The organism is Pseudomonas sp. 2835 (assembly GCF_050435905.1).
GTDB lineage: Bacteria > Pseudomonadota > Gammaproteobacteria > Pseudomonadales > Pseudomonadaceae > Aquipseudomonas.
This window is the reverse complement of sequence record NZ_JBNDLE010000003.1, coordinates 119,771-139,822: the sequence shown is the minus strand read 5'-3', so window position 1 is coordinate 139,822 and position 20,052 is coordinate 119,771. Positions and strand designations below refer to the sequence as shown.

The 20,052-nt window shown below is 63.6% G+C and carries 19 protein-coding genes and 1 pseudogene; 10 read left to right on the top strand and 10 right to left on the bottom strand.

The annotated features are described in order from the left end of the window. Nucleotides 1–29 precede the first annotated feature (29 nt). Nucleotides 30–908, top strand: a complete 879-nt coding sequence (locus tag ABIE20_RS04810) for a helix-turn-helix domain-containing protein (RefSeq protein WP_429503246.1) — start codon at nucleotides 30–32, stop codon at nucleotides 906–908. Here the strand turns inward: ABIE20_RS04810 and ABIE20_RS04805 are convergent. Next, the gene (locus ABIE20_RS04805; protein WP_429503244.1) at nucleotides 901–1,074 is read right to left on the bottom strand and encodes a hypothetical protein; all 174 of its coding nucleotides are present in this window, start codon (nucleotides 1,072–1,074) and stop codon (nucleotides 901–903) included. The two genes, ABIE20_RS04810 and ABIE20_RS04805, sit on opposite strands and share 8 nt — an antisense overlap. Nucleotides 1,075–1,145: 71 nt before the next feature. Continuing rightward, complete coding sequence (locus ABIE20_RS04800; RefSeq protein ID WP_429503242.1) at nucleotides 1,146–2,054, bottom strand: LysR family transcriptional regulator; 909 nt, start codon at nucleotides 2,052–2,054, stop codon at nucleotides 1,146–1,148. Between the two features lie 105 nt (nucleotides 2,055–2,159). Between ABIE20_RS04800 and ABIE20_RS04795 the strand changes: the two genes are divergently transcribed. Beyond that, nucleotides 2,160–3,041, top strand: a complete 882-nt coding sequence (locus ABIE20_RS04795) for an MBL fold metallo-hydrolase (protein ID WP_429503240.1) — start codon at nucleotides 2,160–2,162, stop codon at nucleotides 3,039–3,041. Between the two features lie 30 nt (nucleotides 3,042–3,071). Continuing rightward, nucleotides 3,072–3,686, top strand: coding sequence for an NAD(P)-dependent oxidoreductase (locus ABIE20_RS04790; RefSeq protein ID WP_429503238.1), 615 nt, complete (start codon nucleotides 3,072–3,074; stop codon nucleotides 3,684–3,686). Here ABIE20_RS04790 and ABIE20_RS04785 read toward each other — a convergent pair. Further along, nucleotides 3,680–4,561: a LysR substrate-binding domain-containing protein gene (locus ABIE20_RS04785; RefSeq protein ID WP_429503236.1), complete on the bottom strand. Its 882-nt coding sequence runs from the start codon at nucleotides 4,559–4,561 to the stop codon at nucleotides 3,680–3,682. The two genes, ABIE20_RS04790 and ABIE20_RS04785, sit on opposite strands and share 7 nt — an antisense overlap. Nucleotides 4,562–4,674: 113 nt before the next feature. On the opposite strand from ABIE20_RS04785, the gene ABIE20_RS04780 reads away from it, so the two are divergent. Then, the gene (locus ABIE20_RS04780) at nucleotides 4,675–6,312 is read left to right on the top strand and encodes a 5-guanidino-2-oxopentanoate decarboxylase (protein WP_429503234.1); all 1,638 of its coding nucleotides are present in this window, start codon (nucleotides 4,675–4,677) and stop codon (nucleotides 6,310–6,312) included. After that, the gene (locus tag ABIE20_RS04775) at nucleotides 6,309–7,742 is read left to right on the top strand and encodes an aldehyde dehydrogenase family protein (protein ID WP_429503232.1); all 1,434 of its coding nucleotides are present in this window, start codon (nucleotides 6,309–6,311) and stop codon (nucleotides 7,740–7,742) included. The genes ABIE20_RS04780 and ABIE20_RS04775 overlap by 4 nt, the downstream gene beginning before the upstream one ends. Before the next feature lie 101 nt (nucleotides 7,743–7,843). Here ABIE20_RS04775 and ABIE20_RS04770 read toward each other — a convergent pair whose 3' ends face one another. After that, nucleotides 7,844–8,773 (bottom strand): AraC family transcriptional regulator N-terminal domain-containing protein, encoded by a 930-nt coding sequence (locus ABIE20_RS04770; protein ID WP_429503230.1) that lies wholly within the window; start codon nucleotides 8,771–8,773, stop codon nucleotides 7,844–7,846. A gap of 203 nt (nucleotides 8,774–8,976) precedes the next feature. Between ABIE20_RS04770 and ABIE20_RS04765 the strand changes: the two genes are divergently transcribed. Both ABIE20_RS04765 and ABIE20_RS04760 read left to right on the top strand, forming a co-directional pair. Next, nucleotides 8,977–9,285, top strand: a complete 309-nt coding sequence (locus tag ABIE20_RS04765) for an antibiotic biosynthesis monooxygenase family protein (RefSeq protein ID WP_045197535.1) — start codon at nucleotides 8,977–8,979, stop codon at nucleotides 9,283–9,285. A gap of 38 nt (nucleotides 9,286–9,323) precedes the next feature. Next, entirely contained in the window at nucleotides 9,324–9,554 is a 231-nt protein-coding gene (locus ABIE20_RS04760; protein ID WP_429503227.1) for a hypothetical protein, read from the top strand. 1 nt (nucleotide 9,555) lies between these two features. Here the strand turns inward: ABIE20_RS04760 and ABIE20_RS04755 are convergent, their stop codons facing one another. The 6 genes and pseudogenes from ABIE20_RS04755 to bglX all read right to left on the bottom strand — a co-directional run bounded on the left by ABIE20_RS04755 (nucleotide 9,556) and on the right by bglX (nucleotide 17,785). Beyond that, nucleotides 9,556–10,167: a flavin reductase family protein gene (locus ABIE20_RS04755; RefSeq protein ID WP_429503225.1), complete on the bottom strand. Its 612-nt coding sequence runs from the start codon at nucleotides 10,165–10,167 to the stop codon at nucleotides 9,556–9,558. 116 nt (nucleotides 10,168–10,283) lie between these two features. After that, nucleotides 10,284–10,529: pseudogene (locus tag ABIE20_RS04750) on the bottom strand (hypothetical protein); the annotation flags it as partial. 313 nt (nucleotides 10,530–10,842) lie between these two features. Continuing rightward, nucleotides 10,843–12,162, bottom strand: a complete 1,320-nt coding sequence (locus tag ABIE20_RS04745) for an MFS transporter (RefSeq protein WP_429503223.1) — start codon at nucleotides 12,160–12,162, stop codon at nucleotides 10,843–10,845. Nucleotides 12,163–12,347: 185 nt separating this feature from the next. Beyond that, nucleotides 12,348–13,682 carry a sigma-54-dependent transcriptional regulator gene (locus ABIE20_RS04740; RefSeq protein WP_429503221.1) on the bottom strand — a complete coding sequence of 445 codons (1,335 nt, stop codon included), beginning with the start codon at nucleotides 13,680–13,682 and terminating at the stop codon, nucleotides 12,348–12,350. Next, nucleotides 13,667–15,433, bottom strand: a complete 1,767-nt coding sequence (locus ABIE20_RS04735) for a sensor histidine kinase (protein ID WP_429503219.1) — start codon at nucleotides 15,431–15,433, stop codon at nucleotides 13,667–13,669. The genes ABIE20_RS04740 and ABIE20_RS04735 overlap by 16 nt, the downstream gene beginning before the upstream one ends. Before the next feature lie 60 nt (nucleotides 15,434–15,493). After that, the gene (bglX, locus tag ABIE20_RS04730; RefSeq protein ID WP_429503217.1) at nucleotides 15,494–17,785 is read right to left on the bottom strand and encodes a beta-glucosidase BglX; all 2,292 of its coding nucleotides are present in this window, start codon (nucleotides 17,783–17,785) and stop codon (nucleotides 15,494–15,496) included. A gap of 182 nt (nucleotides 17,786–17,967) precedes the next feature. Between bglX and ABIE20_RS04725 the strand changes: the two genes are divergently transcribed. Genes ABIE20_RS04725 through ABIE20_RS04715 form a run of 3 tightly spaced genes read left to right on the top strand, consistent with a single transcriptional unit; the run spans nucleotide 17,968 to nucleotide 19,951 of the window. Continuing rightward, nucleotides 17,968–18,570, top strand: a complete 603-nt coding sequence (locus ABIE20_RS04725) for a LemA family protein (RefSeq protein ID WP_429503215.1) — start codon at nucleotides 17,968–17,970, stop codon at nucleotides 18,568–18,570. Further along, a complete protein-coding gene (locus tag ABIE20_RS04720; protein WP_429503213.1) occupies nucleotides 18,570–19,307 on the top strand; it encodes a TPM domain-containing protein in 738 nt (245 codons plus the stop codon). Before ABIE20_RS04725 ends, ABIE20_RS04720 begins: the two co-directional genes overlap by 1 nt. Before the next feature lie 26 nt (nucleotides 19,308–19,333). Further along, nucleotides 19,334–19,951: a TPM domain-containing protein gene (locus ABIE20_RS04715; protein ID WP_429503211.1), complete on the top strand. Its 618-nt coding sequence runs from the start codon at nucleotides 19,334–19,336 to the stop codon at nucleotides 19,949–19,951. Nucleotides 19,952–20,052 lie beyond the last annotated feature (101 nt).

Sequence of the window (20,052 nt, the reverse complement as noted above, 5' to 3'; positions counted from 1 at the left end):
TCGGGCATTGCCCTGGAGCCAGTTGATCAATGAGCAAGGCGACGATTCCGGTGTTCAAGCTGTATGGCGAGCAGCTGCAGTGGCCGACCCCGGACCTGCTGCACTGCGAGTCGATCCCGGCGCGCAGCCGCTTGCACGACTGGGAAATCGAGCCCCATCGGCACGCCGATCTGTGCCAGTTGCTGTTCCTTTATGCCGGCCAGGCCGAGATCGAAGTCGAAGGCCAGGTGCGGCGCCTGGAACAGGCCGCGATCCAGGTGGTACCGGCGCTGTGCGTGCACGGTTTTCGTTTTTCCAGCGATGTCGACGGCTACGTGGTGACGCTGGCGGCGCCGCTGGTCAACCTGCTGCACACGCAACTGGCCGGCGCACCAGCGGCGCTGGCCCAGGCCGGCACCTACCTGGCAGGCGACGATCGCAACTATCTCTACAGCCTGTTCAGCGCCTTGCAGCAGGAGTACCAGCGGGACCTTCCCGGGCGGGATTTGCAGTTGCGCTCATTGATCAACCTGCTGGTGGTGTGGATCAGTCGCCAATGCTTGCAGCGCCATGGCCAGGGCCTGGCGGTTGCACGCGGACGTGAGTATCTGGAGCGCTTCAACGCGCTGGTCGAGCAGCAGTTTCGTCAGCAGCCGAGCGTCGAGGCGCTGGCCTATGAGGTGGGGATTTCGGTGGCGCACCTGAACAGCATCTGCCGTGAACTGGCCGGGCAGTCGGCCTTGCAGATCATTCATCAACGCCTGTTGCTCGAAGCCAAGCGCGAGCTGATCTACACCAGCCTGAGTATCAAGCAACTGGCTGACAGCCTGGGCTTTTCCGACCCTGCGTATTTCTCGCGGTTCTTCCGCCGCCTGACTGGCAAGGCGCCCAGCGACTTCCGCCACCAGCCCGGGCGATCACCTACTTGAGTGCGCTCAGCGTCGCGGTGTGCGGCACGCAGTGCGCCAGGCTGCAACTGGCGGCGGAGTAGGGTTGATTGCGGATCTGTTCAACCCGCCAGGCGGCGGTGGCATACAAGCCGACCACAGCAGCCATCGCACAGACAACGGCGCATTTTCTGGATTTGACGCCCATGATGCTCACCTCCTGCAAACCACGTACAGGTGCTATTCAAAGCATAGGTCAGCTTGGCCGGGTGTGCCTGTCTAGAGCAGGTCCTGGTCCCAGATTGGCTCGGCGGTAAAGCGCTCGGCAAGAAAGTCGAGCATGCTGCGCAGGGTCGCTGGCATGTGCTTGCGCGAGGTATACACGGCGTTGAGGTTGAGCTCCCGCGGCTTGGCCCGGGGCAGCAGGCGAACCAGCTCGCCACTGCGCAGGGCGCCGGCCGCCTGGTAGGTCGGCAGCATGGCCACACCGGCGCCAGCCAGCGCCGCCCGTTGCAGGGTCATGGCTTCGTTGGCGCTGATGTTGCCTTGCACCGGTACCGACATCACCTCGCCATCCACGTCGAAATGCCAGAGGCTGCGGCCGAAGTAGGAGTGGGTCAGGCAGTTGTGCTGGCTGAGGTCCTGCACCTGCTGCGGCGCCGGATGTTGTTGCAGGTAGGCGGGCGAGGCGCAGATCACCGAGCGGCATACGGTCAGTCGCCGGGCGATCAGGTTCGGGTCGAGGTCGTTGCTGGTGCGGATCGCCAGATCGATGCGCTCATCCACCAGGTTCACCGTGCGATCGAGCATCTGCAGGTCGATTTTCACCCCGGGGTAGCGTTTGACGTAGTCGGCCACGGCGTCCATCAACTGCGCCTGGCCGAACGAGGTGCTGACGCTGATGCGCAACTCGCCGCGCGGCGCATCGTTGGGGGTGCTGACCGCTGCCTGCAGGTCGCCGGCAAGCTCGAGCATCTGCCGGCAACGCGGCAGGGTTTCCTGGCCGGCGGCGGTCAGGCTCAGGCGCCTGGTGGTGCGCTGCATCAGGCGCGCGCCCACCCAGTCTTCAAGCTCGGCCAGGTAGCGGGAAACCACCGGCCGGGAGAGTTCCAGATGGTCGGCGGCAGCCGATTGGCTGCCCAGGTCGACCACGCTGACGAAGACCCGCATTGCTGTCAGACGATCCATGATTTGCCCGCTTTTAGAAACAAACTAATCCTAAGCATCGCATTTTTTGTGACGGATCGTGCAACTAAGCTGTTGCTCATTGCCCACTTCACAGGAATCGCCTTGATGCCTCGTTCGTTTTCCTTGCGCCGTTTGTTGCTCGCCTTCGCCACCCTTGGGGTCATGGCCCAGGCTTCGGCCGCCGAGCCGCTCAACCTGGATGTCTACAACCCGGGTACCAATGCGCTGTTCCCGGTCAGTTCGGTGATCGTCAGTGGCAAGCATGACGCCATCCTGGTCGACGCCCAGTTTGGCAAGGCCCAGGCCGAGCAGGTACTGGCCAAGCTGCAAGCGAGCGGCAAGCAACTGACCACTATCTATATCAGCCACGGTGACCCGGACTACTACTTCGGCCTGCAGACCCTGACCGACGCCTACCCCAAGGCCAAGGTCGTGGCCTCGGCAGCGACCGTCGCCCATATCAAGCAGACCATGGACGGCAAGCTGGCTTACTGGGGCCCGCAGATGGGCGCCGACAAACCGGCGAAGCTGATCGTGCCGCAAGTACTGCAAGGCACCGAGCTCAAGCTTGAAGGCCAGCGCCTGCAAGTAGTTGGCCTCGACGGTCCGCAACCGGACCGCAGTTTCGTGTGGATTCCGTCGATCAAGGCGGTGGTCGGTGGCGTGGTGGTCGCCGAGAACCTGCACGTGTGGATGGCCGACACGCAGTCGGCGCAATCGCACAAGGACTGGCTGGCGACGCTCAAGCGTATCGAGCAGCTCAAGCCTGACACCGTGATCCCTGGCCACTACCTGGGCCAGAGCAGCCGTTCGCTCAAGGCGGTGCAGTTCACTGCGGACTATATCCGTGCCTTCGACGAAGAAACCGCCAAGGCTGGCAACGCCGCCGAACTGATCGCGGCGATGAAAAAACGTTACCCGGACCTGGGCGAAGAGAGCTCGCTGGAGCTCGGTGCCAAGGTCGCCAAGGGCGAGATGAAGTGGTAAGCGTTGTTCAATCCTGACTGGAGAATGTCCATGAGCAAGATCGCAATCATTGGGGCTACCGGCCGCGCTGGCAGCCAGTTGCTGGAAGAGGCCCTGCGCCGCGGCCATAGCGTTACCGCCATTGCCCGTGACCCGTCGAAACTGCAGGGGCGTGACAGGGTGAAAAGCGTGGCGCTGGACGTCAGCGATGCCGCCGCCCTTGAACAGGCAGTCGCCGGCCACGACGTGGTACTGAGCGCCGCGCACTTTTCCAGCATCAAGCCGCAGGCCATCATCGAGCCGGTCAAGCGCGCCGGGGTCAAGCGTCTGCTGGTAGTTGGCGGTGCGGGCAGCCTGCTGCTGCCGTCGGGGCACAAGGTCATCGACAGCCCGGATTTTCCCGAGGCCTACAAGGCTGAAGCAACCGCCGGCGGTCACTACCTCGACACCTTGCGTCAGGAACAGGAGCTGGACTGGAGCTTCCTCTCGCCTTCGGCCGAATTCGTCGAAGGTGCCCGCAGCGGCACTTACAAACTGGGCAAGGATCACCTGCTGATCGGCGCCGACGGCAAGAGCTGGATCACTTTTGCTGACTACGCCATTGCCATGCTCGATGAAGTAGAGAAACCGGCGCACTCGCGCCAGCGCTTCACCGTCGGTTACTGAGGCGCCTGGGCCTGCTCGCACAACCAGGCGAGCAGTTCCAGCAAGGCGGCTGAAGCAGAGCCTTGCGGTCGTACCAGGTAGTAAGCCTGGCCGGTGCTGACCTTGAGCGGGAACGGCGTCACCAGGCGCCCGCACTTGAGGTCATCGCCGATCAGCGACCAGTCGCCGATGGCCACTCCGGTACCCTGGGAGGCCATCGACATGGCCATGTCCAGGGTTTCGAAATGCTGGCCCTTGCCTTGCCGGGGCAGGTTCGCCCCGGCGGCATCGAGCCAGGCATTCCAGTCGCGCTGGTCGCGGGTCGGGTGCAGGAGCATGTGCTGATCAAGGTCGGCGACCTGTTGCAAGGGCAGGGCGCCGCTCAGCAGTTGCGGCGCGCACACTGGTGTCAGTTGTTCATCGAACAGCTTCAGGGTCTGCAGGCCATGGTTGGGCCGGGCGCCATAGATTACCGCTGCATCGAACACTTCCCGGCGAAAATCCACCCCGTGCTGCACCGTGGTAGTCAGCTCCACCGGCACGTCCGGGCGCAGCGCCTGCCATTCCATCAGCCGTGGGAGCAGCCAGCGCATTACGCAGGTCGGGGCCTTGAGCTGCAAGGTGGTACTGCGTGCACCGACCTGCTGCACACCTTCCTCGATCAGGGCGAACACCTGCTGCACCCGTGGCAGCCAGTCCTGGCCTTCACGGGTCAGGCTCAGGCCGCGGGCCTGGCGCAAAAACAGCGGGTAGCCGAGGTGTTCTTCGAGGCCGGCGATCTGCCTGCTCACCGCACCCTGGGTGATGTGCAGCAATTGTGCGGCGCGAGTGAAGTTGCAGCACTGGGCGGTGACCAGAAAGGTGTGCAGGGCAGGCAATGGAGGCAGGCGTTTCATCGGCTTGAGCCATGATCTGTAGACATGGCTAGTATGAGCTTTTTTGCATTGTGCAGGTAGCCGTCGGGCGGTCCAATGAAGGCTGTTTCCCGAACAATTACAGGCACACGATCATGGCGACTTGCGGCGAAGTACTGGTCAAACTCCTTGAAGGCTATGGCGTAGACCATGTCTTTGGAATACCCGGCGTGCATACCGTGGAACTCTATCGCGGGCTGGCAAGCTCGAGTATCCGCCACATCACTCCGCGCCACGAGCAAGGCGCCGGTTTCATGGCTGACGGCTATGCGCGTACCCGCGGCAAGCCAGGCGTGTGCTTCATTATCACCGGCCCAGGCATGACCAACATCACCACCGCCATGGGCCAGGCTTATGCCGATTCGATCCCGATGCTGGTGATTTCCAGCGTGCAGTCGCGAGACCAGCTGGGTGGCGGGCGCGGCAAGCTGCACGAGCTTCCGGCGCAAAGCAATCTGGTAGCGGGCGTTGCGGCGTTTTCCCACACGCTGATGAGCGCCGATGACCTGCCGTCGGTGCTGGCCCGTGCCTTCGCCGTGTTCGATGGCGCACGGCCGCGCCCGGTGCATATCGAGATTCCGCTGGATGTGCTGGTCGAAGACGCCGATCACCTGCTGGCCTGTGCACCAGTGCGCATCGCCCGTGCTGGCGCCGCGCCTGCGCCGGTTGCACAAATGGCTGCGATGCTCGCCGCGGCCCGACGGCCGCTGATTCTCGCCGGGGGTGGCGCCATCGACGCCAGCGCCGCGCTGACTCGCCTGGCTGAATACCTGCAGGCACCGGTAGCGCTGACCATCAACGCCAAGGGCGTACTGGCGGCCAGCCACCCGCTGCAGATCGGCTCGACCCAGTCGCTGGTCGCCACCCGCGCCCTGGTCGCCGAAGCCGATGTGGTGCTGGCGATCGGTACTGAACTCGCCGAGACCGACTACGACGTGACCTTCAAGGGCGGTTTCAAGATCCCCGGCGAGCTGCTGCGCATCGATATCGACCCCGACCAGACCGTGCGCAACTACCCGCCGAAAGTCGCTTTGGTCGCCGACTCGACCATCGCCACCCAGGCCCTGCTGGTCGCCCTGGCCGAACAAGCGGCCCCGGTGCGCGGCGCCGAGTGGGGCGCGGCGCGTGCCACGCGCTTGCGTGAAACACTGGAAGCCGACCGCGACCTGCCGATGCGCAGCCAGACACGGATGCTCACCACTATTCTTGAAACCCTGCCCGGCGCGGTGCTGGTCGGTGATTCGACCCAGCCGGTGTACACCGGCAACCTGACCCTGGACATGGACCAACCGCGGCGCTGGTTCAATGCCTCGACCGGCTACGGTACCCTCGGTTACGCACTGCCGGCGGCCATGGGCGCCTGGCTGGGTAGCGCTGAAGTGGCGGCCGACCGCGCGCCGGTAGTGTGCCTGATCGGCGACGGCGGCTTGCAGTTTACCCTGCCGGAGCTGGCCAGTGCCCGTGAGGCGCAGGTGCCGCTGATCGTACTGTTGTGGAACAACCAGGGCTATGAAGAGATCAAGCGCTACATGGTCAACCGTGCCATCGAGCCGGTCGGTGTCGACATCTACACCCCTGACTTTATCGGCGTGGCCAAGGCCCTGGGTTGCAGCGCTGAGTCGGTAGGCGACGTTGGCCAATTGCGCGAAGCCTTGCGCCAGGCTTGCGATCGCAAAGGCCCGAGCCTGATCGAAATCGACCAGGCCACCTGGATGCAGGCGGTGCCCGCATGATCAGGCTGCCTGGCATTTACATCGAAGGCGTCTGGCAGCATGGCGCGCAGGCGCTGACGGTAATCAACCCAAGCAACGAGCAGGTGTTGGCGGAAGTTGCCGGTGGCGATGCTGCGGCGGTCGAGCGGGCAACGCTGGCGGCGCAGGCTGCGTTTGTGGAATGGTCCACCTCCAGCGGGCCGACCCGTGCGGCGATCCTGCAGACCATTGCCGATGGCGTTGAAGCGCGTCGCGAGCGCCTGGTGCAGTTGCAAGCCAGCAACAACGGCAAGCCGCTGGCTGAAGCCCATATCGATGTCGACGATGTCGTCGCCACTTTCCGCTATTACGCGGAACTCGCCGATAACCTCGGGCGTGACCGCTCGGTGGCCCTGCCCAGCGAAGACTTTGTCGCCCGGGTACGCCGTGAGCCGTGCGGTGTGGTCGGCTTGATCGTGCCGTGGAACTTCCCCATGGTCACCACCACCTGGAAGCTGGCGCCAGCCCTGGCGGCCGGCTGCTGCGTGGTGCTCAAGCCTTCGGAAGTCACGCCGCTGGCCGAGCTGGAATTGGCGGCGATCATCGCCGAAGCGGGGCTGCCGCACGGGGTGTTCAACCTGGTCTGTGGTACTGGCCTTGCAGTGGGCGCGCCGTTGGCGGCGGATCCGCGTATTGCCAAGATTTCCTTCACCGGCAGCAATGCGGTGGGTGTGCAGGTGATGCAGCGGGCGGCTGAGACGGTCAAGGGCGTGAGCCTGGAACTGGGCGGCAAATCGCCGTTGCTGGTGCTGGAAGACGCCGACCTGGAACTGGCGGTAGAGCTGGCCTGCCTGGGCGGGTTCTTCAATGCCGGGCAAATGTGTTCGGCGACCAGCCGGGTGCTGGTCGCCGAATCCCTGTACCCGGCGTTTGTCGAGGCGCTGAAGGCTCGTGCCGAAGCGATCCGCGTCGGCGAGCCGTTCAGTGGTGAAAGCGAAATGGGGCCGCTGGTCAACCAGGTCCAATACCAACGGGTACAGGCGCATATTGCTGCGGGCCTGCAAGCGGGTGCGCAGTTGCTGTGTGGCGGTTCACGGCCGGCGAAACTGCCTTGCGGCTATTTCGTCAGCCCCACGGTGTTCACCGAGGTGCCGCTGGACAGCGCCTTGTGGCGTGAGGAAATCTTCGGTCCGGTGCTTTGTGTGCGCTCGTTTGCTACTGAAGCCGAGGCGCTGGCGCTGGCCAACGACACCGAGTTCGGCTTGGTGGCCAGCGTGCTCAGCCGTGACTTGCAGGCGGCTGAGCGAGTCGCCAATGCCTTGCAGGCGGGGCTGGTGTGGATCAACGCGCCGCAGGTTATCTTCCCGCAGACGGCCTGGGGTGGGTACAAGCAGAGCAGCCTGGGACGGGAGCTGGGGCCTTGGGGCTTGAGTGCGTTTCAGGAGATCAAGCACGTGGTCAGGGCGGTGTAAAAGCGGACCGCTGCGCGCTCCATCGCCGGCAACGCCGGCTCCCACAGGGTTATCAGCTTGCACTTCTCACTGTGGGAGCTGGCGTTGCCGGCGATAGCAATCTAGAGCGCACTGCGCAATCTGGCCAAATCCCTAACCGGCGGCGCCCCATACAAGCGGCTGTACTCGCGGCTGAACTGCGACGGGCTTTCATAGCCCACCCGATAGCCCGCCACCGCCGCCTCCAGCCCGTCATTGAGCATCAGCCGCCGCGCTTCCTGCAGGCGCAGCTGCTTCTGGTACTGCAACGGGCTCATGGAGGTCACCGCCTTGAATCGGTGATGCAGGGTGGAAGTACTGAGGTTGACCTCCCGCGCCAACTCGTCTATGCGCAAGGGCTGATGAAAGTGCTGGTTGAGCCATTCGATGGCCTGGCACACCCGGTGGGTCTGGCTGTTGGCCATGGCAATTTCATACAGCCGGTAACCCTGCGGGCCTCGAAGCAGCCGATAGAGAATCTCGCGCTGGATCAGCGGCGCGAGGATCGGGATGTCCTTGGGCGAATCGAGCAATCGAATCAGTCGCAGCAACGCATCGAGCAACAGCGGATCGGTCCGCTCCACATACAGCCCACGCCCCGACGGCAACGTCGGTACGCCCAGCGGACCGGCATCGGCCAGCAGGTTGTTGATCTGCGCCGGGTCGATGTTCAAACGCACGCCCAGGCTGGGGTTTTCCGGGCTGGCTTCGAGCAGCACGCCGCTGATCGGTAGTGCCACCGACACCACCATGTAATGTAACGGGTCGTACATATAGCGCTCGTCGCCCAGGCATACCTCCTTGCTGCCATGGGCCAGGATGCACAGCGCCGGCTCCGCCAGGGCCGGCATGGAGCGCACGCTTTCTTCGTAGCGCACCAGGAACAGGTCTTCAACCGCCGACTCCACGCCTGACTGGCGTGGCGCATGGCGCTGGATGAGATCGGCCAGCTCCTGGCGCTGTTGCTCCAGGGCGGGGTCGAGGATCAGGCGGTCGGGATCGGTAACGGGCATGGGGGCGATTCCTCAGAGAACGACTGCAGGATAGGTTTGTGCAAGCCTCGGCGCTAGTCGAAAGCTGCCGCCGGCTTGCCTGATCCTGCAAGGCGCGCAGGATCAGGCAAGCGCTCGACAGGATTCGCCTAACCGCCGCGCGAGCGCGTGGCCTAACCTGTGCAGCCTGGCAATTTCATCTGGCTGCACATGGAGTAACGCTCATGACCTCGGCACAATCGGTCACCCACCTTGCTTTTATCCGCGCCAGCAGCGGTCGTTCAGACGAGCTGGGCGAGCGCCTGCGGGATCTGCTGGAACCCTCGCGCCAGGCCCCTGGCTGCCTGAAATTCAGCCTGCAACGTTCCCAGGCCGACGCCGACCTGTGGCTGCTCAGCGGCTTCTGGCGTGATCAGCAATCGATGAGTGGCTACTTCGCTTCGCCGACCCTTGAGTTGTTCGGGGAGCTGGTACAAGCGCGGGTAGTCGACAGTCTCGACCTGCATACCTTTGGCGAACCATCCGCAGGTTAGAATGGCGACTTTCGGCAATTGATGTGGATTCAAGGCACATGGCACGTAAAGAATTTTCGCAGTTCGAAGCAGTATCAGCAGCCGTGCGCGGCGACGACGGCTACCACGCCGCCATCGCCGTCAAAGGCTTGGGCGCCTCCGGGGCGCCGCGCTTTCACAAGGTCCTGCTGGAGCAGACCTTCAAGACCGCTTTGGCTGCTGATGAAGCAGCCTGCGCCGTACTTGAACGCCTGCAGGGCGTCGATGACGACGCCGAGCTGCTCTGGTAACTCAGCCGTTGACCTGCGGGCGGGCCATCTTGAACAGGTTGCCCAGCTCGAAGTAATCCGCCGGGCCGCCGCCACGCAGGATCGGCTGGCCCGCAGCGGTATCGTAGATACCGTCCTTGAGCAGATGCTCGGCGATATGCACCGCTACCACTTCACCCAGCACCAGCCAGCTTGGCACCAGCGCCTGGTCGGCACGTTGCAGCTGGATAATCTGGGTCACCTTGCATTCGAACGACACCGGGCTTTCCTGCACCCGCGGCACTGCAATCACCTTTGACGCCACTGGCGTCAGCCCGCTCAAGGCGAACTCGTCAACCTGCGGCGCAACCGCGGCGCAGCTCTGGTTCATGGCCTCGGCCAGCGGCAGGGTAGCCAGGTTCCAGGCGAACTCGCCGGTCTGCTCGATATTGTTCAGGCTGTCTTTGCGCCCGACGCTGGAGAAACCGATGATCGGCGGAATGTAATTGAAGGCGTTGAAGAAGCTGTAGGGCGCAAGGTTCAGGCGACCTTCGGCGTCATGGGAGGAAATCCAGCCAATCGGGCGTGGGCCGACGATGGCATTGAACGGATCGTGGGGCAGGCCGTGGCCTTTTGCGGGTTCGTAGTAATACATCTGCGCTGGCCCGAGGGCCTTCCCTGTGAGTAAGCGCCTAGTGTGCCAAGGCTTGGCCTTGCTGAAAATGACTAAGCCCGGCCGAGGCCGGGCTGACTGCGTCATATCAGGGCTTAGCTGATGCGGTGGGCCTGGGTGCGATCAAAGCCGTCTTCGGCGAATTTGGCGCCGCCGGTGCGATCGAAACCGTCTTCGGCGAATTTGGCCGCGCCGGTGCGATCAAAACCATCTTCTGCGTAAGTGGCCGACTGGCTTTGCACGGCGCTGAAGTTGTGGCCGTTGGTGCGGTCGAAGCCATCTTCGGCGAATGCGTTGGCAGCCAGTACCGAGAAGCCCAGGGTCAGGATCAGTTTGGTTTTCATGGTCGTTGCTCCGAGGTGGTGAGGGGTTGTTTGTTTCTATGGGTTTAATGCTACGCCGATTTAATTGATTAAAAAGCGCAAAAAATAGCGTATAGATATCGATTAATTGGATGTATAGGGCGACAGTTCGGCCCTCATCGCCGGCATGGCCGCCCCCACAATGGGAGCTGGCGTTGCCAGCGATGCAGGCGACGCGGTCTATGTTTTGAGTGAAGATTGAAGGCGTGGGATTAATTGCGCGTTAAAGCGCCATAAACAGAAAAAGGGGGCAATCCGCTGGCGGATGCCCCCTTTTTTATTGCCTGATTACCTGTCAGTCAGTGGTAATCCGCGAATGCTTGCGGGTGTCCTTCATGAACACATATACCAGCAACGAGCAGGCGATACAGGCAGTCACGTACCAGTAATAGCCGGTCTCCATGCCGATGCTCTTGAACCACAGCGCCACGTATTCAGCAGTACCGCCGAAGATCGACACGGTCAGGGCGTATGGCAGGCCAACGCCCAGGGCGCGAATTTCGGTCGGGAACAGCTCGGCTTTGACCACCGCGTTGATCGAGGTGTAGCCGCTGACGATGATCAGCGCCGCCATGATCAGGAAGAACGCGCCCCACCAGGTCTCGATGGTGTGCAGGGTGGTCAGGATCGGGACGGTGCACAGGGTGCCGAGGACGCCGAAGGCGATCAAGATCGGACGTCGGCCGATTTTATCGGAGAGGCTGCCGATGACTGGCTGCAGGCACATGAACAGAAACAGGGTGGCCGCCGAAATGGTGGTCGAGTCGGAGATGCTCATGCCCACCGTGTTCACCAGGTACTTCTGCATATAGGTGGTGTAGGTGTAGAAGGCCAGGGTGCCGCCCATGGTCAGGCCAACCACGGTTGCCAGCTCCTTCGGATGGCGCATCAGGGTGCGCATCAGGCTTTCCTTGGACTTTTCCTTCTTGGTGAAGGAGGCGGTTTCTTCCATGCCGCGGCGCAGGTACAGGGCGACCACCGCGCACAGGGCGCCGATCACGAAGGGTACGCGCCAGCCCCAGGCATACAGCTGCTCGGTGGTCAGGGTCTGCTGCAGGATGATCAGCACCGCCAGGGCGATGAGCTGGCCGGAAATCAGCGTCACGTACTGGAAGCTGGAGAAGAAGCCACGGCGTTCCTTGGTGGCCATCTCGCTGAGGTAGGTGGCGGAGGTCCCGTACTCACCGCCCACCGACAGACCTTGCATCAGGCGGGCGATGACCAACAGTACCGGTGCGGCGACACCGATGGTTTCATAGCCCGGGGTCAGGGCGATGACCAGCGAGCCTGCGCACATCAGCAGTACCGAGGCCATCAGCGCGGCCTTGCGGCCCTTGCGGTCGGCATAGATACCCATCAGCCAGCCGCCGATCGGGCGCATCAGGAAGCCCACGGCGAAAATTGCAGCAGTATTGAGCAGTTGGGCAGTGGTATCGCCAGCGGGGAAGAAGGCTTTGGCGAAATACAGGGAAAACGCGGCGTAGACGTACCAGTCGTACCATTCGACCATGTTGCCGATCGAACCGCTGAAAATCGACTTGAGTCGGCTTCGGGTGGTTTTTTCCGCGGCGGGCGCAACGGCCGCCCCGGCGGGCAGGGTGCTGGAGTTATCCATCGAAGGGACCTTCATAGTTGTTTTTGTGGAGCGCGTCGAAACGCAGCCTGCCAGGGCTATAGCAGAAGCTGTGCCAGGTACTGGAGGCCCGGTCTAGAAGGGTTGTACGGATGTGATGAGCGGAAATCCGCCTATTCAAATGAGTGAATAGGCGAAAATCCGCTTATGGAAACGGCAGGTGTCGATCAAACAGGGCCGAGAAAATCTTCACGTAGCAGGCCGTGGCGCTGCATCTTTTCGTTGAGGGTGCGCCGTGGCAATTGCAGCTCTTCCATGACCGCCTTGATCTCGCCCTTGTGCCGGCTCAAGGCGGCGCGCAGGCACTGGGCTTCGAAGGCTTCCTGCTGGGCGGCCAGCGATTGCCCGGCTTCGATTGACGCAGGCGCCGGCTCGCCCAGCCCCAGGGCATGACGTTCGGCGGCGTTGGCCAGCTCACGAACGTTGCCCGGCCAGTCGTGACCCAGCAACTTGCCCAGGTGCGCGCCACTGAGCAGCGGCGCACTTCGGCCAACGCGCTCGGCGGCCAGGCGGGCAAAATGGTTGAATAGCAGCGGGATGTCTTCGCGGCGGTCGCGCAATGGCGCCAGGCGCAATTCGGCGACGTTCAGGCGGTATGCCAGGTCTTCGCGAAAGCGTCCGGCGCGGGCTTCTTCGAGCAGGTCGGGTTTGGTCGCGGCGATGATCCGCAGGTCGACGCTGATGCTCTGGTTGGCGCCCAGGCGTTCGAGTTTCTGCTCCTGCAATACGCGCAGCAGCTTGGCCTGCTGGGCCAGCGGCATGCTTTCTATCTCGTCGAGGAACACCGTGCCGCCGTTGGCGTACTCGAGCTTGCCGATGCGCTTGCCCTGGGCGCCGGTGAAGGCGCCGCTTTCATGGCCGAACAGTTCGGCCTCGAACAGCTGCTCGGGGATCGCCGCACAGTTGAGGGCGACGAAGGGTTTGCCTGCGCGCGGGCCAAAGTCGTGCAGGCAGCGTGCGACCTGTTCCTTGCCGCTGCCGGTTTCGCCACGAATCAACACATTGACTGGAAGGCTGGCGAGGTCCAGCACCTGCTTGCGCAACTGCTGCATGCCCTGGGACACGCCCAGCAAATTCGCCTCCAGGCGCACCTTCAAATCGGCCTGTTCATGCAGGCGGCGGTTCTCCAGCACCAGTTGGCGTTTTTCCAGGGCGCGGCGCAGGCTGCCGAGCAGGGCTTCGGGGCTGAAGGGTTTTTCCAGAAAGTCGTAGGCGCCATTGCGCATGGCCTCGACCGCCATCGGCACATCACCATGCCCGGTAAGCAGGATCACCGGCAGGTCGGCATCGCTTGCTTGCAGGCGTTCGAGCAGTTGCAGGCCGTCCATGCCGGGCATGCGCACATCACTGAGGATCACCCCGGGGAAGTGCCCGGGCAATTGCTGCAGGCAGTCTTCAGCGCGGCTGAACAGCTGCACGCTGAAACCCGACAGGCTCAGCCACTGCTCCACGGCGGTGCGAATGCTGGCTTCATCGTCGACGACCATCACTGAGTTGAGCATGCGGGTTCCGGGTCCATAGGCAAGGTCAGGCTGAAACAGGCGCCGCCGGGCTGGTTGTCGACCTGCAGGCGGCCGCCGGCTTCATGAATGATGCCATAGGAAATCGCCAGGCCCAGGCCCAATCCTTCGCCGACCGGCTTGGTGGTGAAGAACGGGTCGAAGACACTGGCCAGGTGTTCGGTCGCAATACCGCCGCCGCTGTCGAGCACGCTCAGGCGCCAGTGCTCCTGTTCGGCATCGATGCGTACCTCGAGGCGTTTGTAGCTTTTTTTGGCCATGGCATCCAGGGCGTTGCGCAGCAGGTTGATCAGCACCTGCTCAAGGCGGATGGCATCGCCGCGTACCCAGGCCGGGCGGGCCAGGTACAGGGCGACGCTGACGTCTTCGGCGCGGATCCGCGCATCGAGCAACTGCAGCGCCTGGTCGACCACGGTGGCCAGGTCCAGGCGTTCGCGCAAGCCGCTGGGGCTGTTGCGGGCGAAGGTTTTCAGGTGCCCGGTGAGGGCCGCCATGCGCGTCAGCATCTGCTCCAGCGGCTCCAGCGCCTGGCGCGCTTCGTCCAGGCGCTGGTTGTCGAGCAGCAGGCGCAGGGTTGCCAGTTGCATGCGCTGGGTGGTCAGCGGCTGGTTGATTTCGTGGGCCAGCGCCGCCGACATCTGCCCCAGCGCCGCCAGCTTGGCCGATTGCACCAGGCCTTCCTGAGCGGTGCGCAGGTCGCGGGTGCGGGCCTCGACCAGGCGTTCGAGCTCTTCACGGCTGCGCTGGCGTAAACGCGCCAGGCGCAGGCGCTGGCTGATGAACAGCAGGGCGAACACCAGGCTTAGCCACACCGCGGCGGCGGCCAGCGCGGCGTTGCGTCCGTCCTCGCTGACCTGCGGCTTGCGCAGCAGGTGCAGGGTCCAACCTTCGGCTTCCAGCGGTAGGCTTTCCCACTGGTACTCGGTGTTGCCCTCCGGCCCGTTTACACGCATCAGATGGCTGTCGGCATCGAAACTGCTGAGCACATCATGTTGCAGCGGTACCAGCGGTTGTTTGTCGTATTGGCGAGTCTCGGCCAGCTCGGCACGATCGGCGGCAGTCAGCGTCTGCAGTTCGCGGTAGCGCCAGCCTTCCTGGTTAGCGATGAAAATGATCCCACGGGCATCACTGACCAGCAGGATATCGCTGCCATGGCGCCATTCGCGCTCAAGCTCGGGGAACTCCAGCTTGACGACCATGGCCCCGAGAAACCGGTTGTTTTCATCGAGGACCGCGCTGGAAAGAAAATAACCCGGCACCCCGCTGGTTACCCCGACCGCATAAAAGCGGCCGCTGCCCTGGCTGCGGGTCTGCTTGAAGTAAGGTCGGAAACCATAGTTGGAGCCGACATAGGTGCTGGGCAGGCGCCAGTTGCTGGCGGCGACGGCAAGGCCGGTGCGGTCGAGCAATTCCAGGGTGGAAGAGTTGGCCGCGCCGTTGATCCGTTCCAGTTTGCGATTGAGCGCATCCTGCACCGGGCCGTTGACCGGGCCCTGCAAGGCGCTGATCAATTCCGGGTCCAGCGCCAGCACGGCGGGCAGGGCGCGGTAACGTTCGATCAGGGTATGCAGGGAGTTGGCGTACAGGCCCAGTTGCTGGCTGGCGCGCTCGGCGTCCTCGACCATCGACTGGCGCTTGGCGTGGTGCATGGCCCAGCCTGCGGTGAGCAGGGTGCCGGCGAGGATGAAGAACAGAATCAGGCCCAGACGCAGGGCGCGAAAGGAAGAAGGCATGGTGCAAGTCCCGGCAGTGGGGAAGGCCTCCTGGCCTTCCCTTGGAGCATGGCAACGTCGTTACAGCAGCTCAAAGCTCTGTTGTTGCACGGCCTGCGAATCGAGGCCGACCTGGACCCGGAACTCGCCCGGTTCCGCCGCCCATTGCAACTGGCCATTGTAGAACTTCAGGTCATCGGCCTTGATGGTGAAGCGCAAGGTGCGTTCCTCGCCAGCTTTGAGCATGACTTTCTGGAAGTTCTTCAGCTCCTTGACCGGACGGCTCATGGACGCGGTGACGTCCTGCAGGTACAGCTGCACCACGGTTTCGCCGTCGCGCTTGCCGGTGTTCCTGACCACGATGCTGGCTTCGAGGTCCTGGCCCTGCTTCACCGTCTTGCTCGACAGGTTCAGGTTCGACAGGCTGAAGTCGCTGTAGCTCAGGCCGTAGCCGAAGGGGTACAGCGGGCCGTTCGGCTCTTCGAAGTACTGCGAGGTGTAGTTGCCTGGCTTGCCCGGGGTGAACGGGCGGCCGATGCTCAGATGGTTGTAGTACATCGGGATCTGCCCGACCGAACGCGGGAAGGTGATGGCCAGCTTGCCCGACGGGTTGTAGTCGCCGAACAACACGTCGGCAATCGCATTGCCGCCTTCGGTGCCGCTGAACCAGGTTTCCAGGATCGCATCGGCCTGCTCGCGTTCCCAGGCCAGCGACAGCGGACGGCCGTTCATCAGCACCAGCACCAGCGGTTTGCCGGTGGCTTTCAGGGCCTTGATCAGCTCGCGCTGGGCTGCCGGGATTTCCAGGGTGGTACGGCTGGACGATTCGTGGGACATGCCACGGGACTCGCCCACCACCGCCACCACCACGTCGGACTGCTTGGCAGCCTTGACCGCTTCGTCGATCAGCACCGCGGCAGGGCGTGGGTCGTCGACGATTTCCGGGGCATCGAAGTTGAGGAAGTTCAGGTAGTCGAGGATGGCCTTGTCGTGGGTGACGTTGGAGCCTTTGGCGTAGATCACCTTGGCCTTGTCACCGAGCGCCTGGCGCATGCCTTCGCGCACGGTGATCGACTGCTGCGGGCGGCCGGCGGCGGCCCAGCTGCCCATCATGTCGATCGGCGCATCGGCCAGCGGGCCGACCAGGGCGATGGTGCCGGCTTTTTTCAGCGGCAGGGTTTGCTGGCGGTTTTCCAGCAACACCAGGCTGCGGCGCGCGACGTCGCGAGCTTCGGCGCGGTGCAGGCGGCTGTCGGCATAGGTGTCGGCCGGGTCGTCGCTGGCCTTGCCGATGCGCCGGTAGGGGTCTTCGAACAGGCCCATGTCGTACTTGGCGCCGAGCACTTCGCGCACGGCGTTGTCGATGTCGGCCTGCTCGATCTCACCGGCCTTGAGCAGGCTGGCCAGCTCTTCGCCGTACAGCGAGTCGTTCATACTCAGGTCGATGCCGGCCTTGATCGCAAGCTTGGCGGCTTCGCGGCCGTCGCGGGCCACTCCGTGGCGCACCAGTTCGGTGATCGCCCCGTGGTCGCTGACGGTCACGCCTTTGAAGCCCCAGTCCTTGCGCAGCAGGTCGTTCATCAACCAGGTGTTGGAGGTGGCCGGCACGCCGTTGATCGAGTTCAGCGCTACCATGACTCCGCCGGCGCCGGCATCGATGGCGGCGCGGTAGGGCGGCAGGTAATCGTTGAACATCTTGGTCGGGCTCATGTCGACCGTGTTGTAGTCGCGCCCACCCTCCACTGCGCCGTACAGGGCGAAGTGCTTGACCGCGGCCATCAGGCTGGTCGCCTCGGCCGGGCTGCGGCCCTGGAAGGATTCGACCATCACCTTGGAGATGCGCGAAACCAGGTAGGTGTCTTCGCCAAAGCCTTCGCTGGTGCGGCCCCAGCGCGGGTCGCGGGCGATGTCGACCATCGGTGCGAAGGTCATGTCGATGCCGTCGGAGGCGGCTTCTTCGGCGGACACCCGACCGACCTTGGCGATCGCCTCCATGTCCCAGCTGGCGGCCAGGCCCAGGCTGATCGGGAAGATCGTGCGGTGGCCGTGGATCACGTCGTAGGCGAAGAACATCGGGATCTTCAGCCGGCTCTTGGCGGCGGCATCCTGCATCGGCCGGTTTTCTGCGCGGGTGATCGAGTTGAAGGTACCGCCGATGCGGCCGGCGGCGATTTCCTTGCGGATCATCTCGCGGGGCATTTCCGGGCCGATGCTGATCAGGCGCAACTGGCCGATCTTTTCATCCAGGGTCATCTGCTTGATCAGGTTGGCGATGAACGCCTGTTTGTCCTGCAGCGGGGCGGCAGAGGTGTCGGCAAAGGCCGATTGACTGGCCAGGCTGACAACCAGACCCAGCAAACACAGCTTGTTCATGAATTCTGTTCTCAAGGCTTACGGCAGTATTCACGGTGATACTGCCCAGCCGAAGTTGGGGAAGCGGCTATTGTTGTAGTTTGCTGGGGCATCTTTTAGCCGATTGGGCGATCCCGATCCAGCGGCGACGACGGATTATGCCTCAAGTCCGGTGAATCACGGCGATCAAGGAGCGTAGCGACATGCAGGTAATTCAATTCAAGGGCGTACGCCTGTGGCTGCTGTTGGTGCTTGGCAGCCTGCTGGCCGGTTGCGGGATCAACAATATCCCCAACTACGACGAGCAGGTGAAGGCCGCCTGGGCCCAGGTGCAGAACCAGTACCAGCGCCGCGCCGACCTGATTCCCAACCTGGTCGAAACGGTCAAAGGCTACGCCAAGCAAGAGCAGGAAACCCTGACCGCGGTCATAGAAGCCCGGGCCAAGGCGACCTCGATCCAGGTCGATGCCAGTACCCTCGACGATCCACAAAAATTGCAACAATTTCAGCAGGCGCAGTCGCAGCTGACCGGTGCCTTGAGCCGCCTGATGGTGGTGTCCGAGCGTTACCCGGACCTCAAGTCCAACCAGAACTTCCTCGCCCTGCAGTCGCAGCTTGAAGGCACCGAGAACCGCATCGCCGTGGCGCGCAAGGATTTCATCGCCGCCGTGCAGCGCTACAACACCGAGATTCGCACCTTTCCCGGGCGCCTCTGGCACAGCGTGATGTACAGCGACCTGCCGATCCGCGAGAACTTCGAGGCCACCAGCGCCGATGCCGAAAAAGCGCCTGAAGTGAAATTCTGATGCGCCTGTTCAAGCTCGCGCTGCTGCTGGCGCTGCTGATCGCCACGCCGCTGCGCGCCGAGCTCAGCTTCCCGGCGCTGAGCGGGCGGGTGGTGGACAACGCCGGCCTGCTCGACGGTGCCAGCCGCAGCCAGCTCGACAACATGCTCAAGGCCCATGAGCAGGGCACTGGCGAACAGGTCGTGGTGGTGACCCTGGCCGACCTGCAGGGGCAGAGCATCGAAGACTACGGCTACCAGCTCGGCCGTCACTGGGGTATTGGCCAGAAAGGCAAGGACAACGGCGCGCTGTTGATCGTCGCCCCCCAGGAGCGCAAGCTGCGCATCGAAGTCGGCTACGGCCTGGAAGAGCGCCTGACCGATGCGCAGTCGTCGGTGATCATCAACCGCATCATCACCCCGGCGTTTCGCCGCGGCGAGTACAGTCAGGGCATCGTCCAGGGCACGGCGGCGATACTCCAGGTGCTGGGCGGCAATCCCTTGGCCGTACCGTCACGAGCAGTAGGTAGCGATGGCCAGGACGGTGCGCCGGCCTGGGGCATCGGTTTGTTCATCCTGCTGATCCTGGTGGTGTTCGCCCTGCAGTCGCTGGGCCTTGGCGGCAGCGGGCGCGGCGGCATGGGCGGCGGTTTCGGCGGTGGCTACGGCGGCGGTGGTTTTGGCGGCGGCGGCGGTGGAGGGGGCTTCAGTGGTGGCGGGGGCAGCTTCGGCGGCGGTGGATCGTCGGGTGGCTGGTAAATGAACAAGAATTGGTAGCGCAGCGCATGACTTTGCTCACTGAACAACAACAGCGCCAGGTCGCTGAAGCCATTGCCCGGGTCGAGCGGCATACCGATGCCGAACTGGTCACGGTGCTGGCCAGCCGCGCCGACGACTATGCCTATATCCCCTTGTTGTGGGCCAGCCTGCTGGCCCTGGTGGTGCCGGGCATCGTCCATTACCTCAGCGGCTGGATGAGCGTGCACAGCCTGCTGATCGTGCAGTGGCTGACCTTTATTGCCTTGTGCCTGCTGTTTCGCATCCCGTCGGTGACCACCCGCCTGATTCCGCGCTCGGTGCGCCACTGGCGCGCGGCGAACCTGGCCCGCCGGCAGTTTCTCGAGCAGAACCTGCACCACACCGTGGGCGGCACCGGCATGCTGATCTTTGTCAGCGAGGCCGAGCGCTATGTCGAGATCCTCGTCGATGAAGGCATCTCCCGGCACCTGGACAACAAGGTCTGGGACGTCATCGTCAAGCGCTTTACCGCACAGGTGCGCCAGGGCCAGACGCTACAGGGCTTTGTCAGTTGCATCGAGGCCTGCGGCGAGCTGCTGCGCACCCATGTGCCGCAGACCCACGAGCGCAACGAGCTGCCCAACCGCCTGGTGGTGCTCGGTTAGCTGCGGCGGCATCGGTCGACAAAAGCTGTGCAGGGAAAGCGCATCCACGTAAAATTCCCGGCACTGCGCATCCCTGCGCCCCCTCCGCAACCCGAGGCACC

Coding starts and splice junctions, on each gene's coding strand:
- ABIE20_RS04755 (WP_429503225.1), bottom strand. CDS start 10,167: ATGTATTACTACGAACCCGCAAAAGGCCACGGCCTGCCCCACGATCCG.
- ABIE20_RS04790 (WP_429503238.1), top strand. CDS start 3,072: ATGAGCAAGATCGCAATCATTGGGGCTACCGGCCGCGCTGGCAGCCAG.
- ABIE20_RS04810 (WP_429503246.1), top strand. CDS start 30: ATGAGCAAGGCGACGATTCCGGTGTTCAAGCTGTATGGCGAGCAGCTG.
- ABIE20_RS04715 (WP_429503211.1), top strand. CDS start 19,334: ATGACTTTGCTCACTGAACAACAACAGCGCCAGGTCGCTGAAGCCATT.
- ABIE20_RS04785 (WP_429503236.1), bottom strand. CDS start 4,561: ATGAAACGCCTGCCTCCATTGCCTGCCCTGCACACCTTTCTGGTCACC.
- ABIE20_RS04745 (WP_429503223.1), bottom strand. CDS start 12,162: ATGGATAACTCCAGCACCCTGCCCGCCGGGGCGGCCGTTGCGCCCGCC.
- ABIE20_RS04760 (WP_429503227.1), top strand. CDS start 9,324: ATGGCACGTAAAGAATTTTCGCAGTTCGAAGCAGTATCAGCAGCCGTG.
- ABIE20_RS04805 (WP_429503244.1), bottom strand. CDS start 1,074: ATGGGCGTCAAATCCAGAAAATGCGCCGTTGTCTGTGCGATGGCTGCT.
- ABIE20_RS04725 (WP_429503215.1), top strand. CDS start 17,968: ATGCAGGTAATTCAATTCAAGGGCGTACGCCTGTGGCTGCTGTTGGTG.
- ABIE20_RS04765 (WP_045197535.1), top strand. CDS start 8,977: ATGACCTCGGCACAATCGGTCACCCACCTTGCTTTTATCCGCGCCAGC.
- bglX (WP_429503217.1), bottom strand. CDS start 17,785: ATGAACAAGCTGTGTTTGCTGGGTCTGGTTGTCAGCCTGGCCAGTCAA.
- ABIE20_RS04795 (WP_429503240.1), top strand. CDS start 2,160: ATGCCTCGTTCGTTTTCCTTGCGCCGTTTGTTGCTCGCCTTCGCCACC.
- ABIE20_RS04735 (WP_429503219.1), bottom strand. CDS start 15,433: ATGCCTTCTTCCTTTCGCGCCCTGCGTCTGGGCCTGATTCTGTTCTTC.
- ABIE20_RS04720 (WP_429503213.1), top strand. CDS start 18,570: ATGCGCCTGTTCAAGCTCGCGCTGCTGCTGGCGCTGCTGATCGCCACG.
- ABIE20_RS04740 (WP_429503221.1), bottom strand. CDS start 13,682: ATGCTCAACTCAGTGATGGTCGTCGACGATGAAGCCAGCATTCGCACC.
- ABIE20_RS04775 (WP_429503232.1), top strand. CDS start 6,309: ATGATCAGGCTGCCTGGCATTTACATCGAAGGCGTCTGGCAGCATGGC.
- ABIE20_RS04800 (WP_429503242.1), bottom strand. CDS start 2,054: ATGGATCGTCTGACAGCAATGCGGGTCTTCGTCAGCGTGGTCGACCTG.
- ABIE20_RS04770 (WP_429503230.1), bottom strand. CDS start 8,773: ATGCCCGTTACCGATCCCGACCGCCTGATCCTCGACCCCGCCCTGGAG.
- ABIE20_RS04780 (WP_429503234.1), top strand. CDS start 4,675: ATGGCGACTTGCGGCGAAGTACTGGTCAAACTCCTTGAAGGCTATGGC.